This window comes from Pseudoxanthomonas sp. LjRoot204_2, from assembly GCF_056175765.1.
Window position 1 is genome coordinate 1 of record NZ_JBGFFG010000516.1, and the last position, 2085, is coordinate 2085.

Here is a 2085-nt window from a genome sequence, read left to right on the forward strand (position 1 = left end):
ATCCTAACAGGCGGGCGCTTGCGCCGTACGCGGACGGCGCGCGGGCGTACGGGCCTGGCAGGCCCGGGCATACGGTGGCGGGGGCGGCTATACTCATCCGTTGGCGTGCCAGCAGGCAGGCCGGATTGCCGTGGAATCAAGGCCTTGGCAGTCGAAGCTGATCCCATTTCATACTTGCGGCAGCGCGTCGGACCGGTCCGGTCGCGGTGCCCGGAAGACACCGCCGCATGCGCCTTTCCACCATCAAGCTGTCCGGTTTCAAGTCGTTCGTCGATCCCACCGTGCTCCACCTGCCGACCAACATGACCGGCGTGGTCGGCCCGAACGGGTGCGGCAAGTCGAACATCATCGACGCCGTGCGCTGGGTCATGGGCGAGAGTTCCGCCAGCCGCCTGCGCGGTGACTCGCTGACCGACGTCATCTTCTCCGGATCGGCGGCGCGCAAGCCGGTGTCGCAGGCTTCGGTCGAACTGATCTTCGACAACAGCGACCACACCATCAGCGGCGAGTTCGCCGCGTTCAACGAGATCTCGGTCCGGCGCCTGGTCAGCCGTGACGGTCAGAGCAACTATTACCTCAACGGCACCAAGTGCCGTCGCCGCGACATCACCGACCTGTTCCTCGGCACCGGCCTGGGCCCGCGCAGCTACTCGATCATCGAGCAGGGCATGATCAGCCAGATCATCGAGGCCCGCCCAGAAGACCTGCGCGTGTACCTGGAAGAAGCCGCCGGCATCTCCAAGTACAAGGAACGCCGCAAGGAAACCGAGACCCGCATCCGCCACACCCGCGAAAACCTGGACCGCCTCAACGACCTGCGCGAGGAGATCGGCAAGCAGCTCGAGCACCTCAAGCGGCAGGCCAAGCAGGCCGAGCAGTACAAGGCGCTGCAGGAAGAGCGCCGGGTCAAGGACGCCGAGTGGAAGGCGCTGGAATACCGCGGCCTGGACGGCAAGCTGCAGGGCCTGCGCGAGGCGTTGTCCCAGGAAGAGACGAAACTGCAGCAGCTGATCGCCGAGCAGCGCGAAGCCGAACGCCTGCTGGAAACCGACCGCGTGCGCCGCGAGGAGGCTGCCGAAGGTCTCAACAAGGCGCAGGGCGAGGTCTACCAGGTCGGCAGCACGCTGGCCCGCGTCGAACAGCAGATCCAGCACCAGCGCGAACTCGCCGACCGCCTGAAGCGGGCCCGCGACGAGGCCCACAACGCGCTGCAGGAACTCGGCCAGCACATCAGCGGCGACCAGACCCGCCTCGACGTGTTGCGTGAATCGGTCGCCGATGCCGAACCGCAGCTCGAGCAGCTGCGCGAGGAGGACGTGTTCAGGCAGGATGCGCTGCGCGAGGCCGAAGCCCGGCTGGCCGACTGGCAGCAGCGTTGGGAAACCCACAGCCGCGACTCCGCCGAGGCCTCCCGGGCCGGCGACGTGGAGCGCACGCGCGTCGATTATCTCGACCGGCAGTCGCTGGAAGCCGAACGCCGTCGCGAAGCGCTGGCCAATGAACGCGCCGGGCTCGACCTCGATGCGCTGGCATCCGCGTTCGAACAGCTGCAGCTGCAGCACGACACGCAGAAGGAATCGCTGGAGTCGCTGACCGAGCAGGTCGAGGCGCGCAAGCAGGGCGCGGCCGATGTGCAGGAACAGCAGCGCGCCACCCAGGCCGAACTCTCGGACGTGCGCAAGCGCGCGCAGGAAGCCCGCGGTCGACTGTCCTCGCTGGAAACCCTGCAGCACGCTGCGCTGGGCCAGGAACAGGGCGCCGCGATGAGCTGGCTGGAGGCGCGCGGCCTGGACAATGCCTCGCGCGTCGGCGAGAAGCTGACTGTCGAGCCCGGTTGGGAGAACGCCGTCGAAGGCGCGCTCGGCCAGCTGATCGAAGGCGTGCTGGTCGATGCACCGGAAGCGCTGGTCGATGCCTTGGGCGAACTCGGCGATGGCCGCATCGCGCTGGTGTCGGACGACCGCAGCGACGTTGCCTTCGCGCCGACGTCCCTCGCGGCCAAGGTGCAGGGCCCGGCCGCGATCCGCCGCCTGCTGGCCCGCCTGCACGTGGCCGACGACCTCAATGAAGCCCGCCGTCTGCAGT

1 protein-coding gene is annotated in these 2085 nt (G+C 68.2%); it reads left to right on the forward strand.

Going from position 1 to position 2085, the window contains the following annotated elements:
• Window positions 1-227: 227 nt before the first annotated feature.
• On the forward strand, window positions 228-2085 hold a 1858-nt coding region (locus AC04L7_RS17355), incomplete at its 3' end, for a chromosome segregation SMC family protein (RefSeq protein ID WP_475513526.1).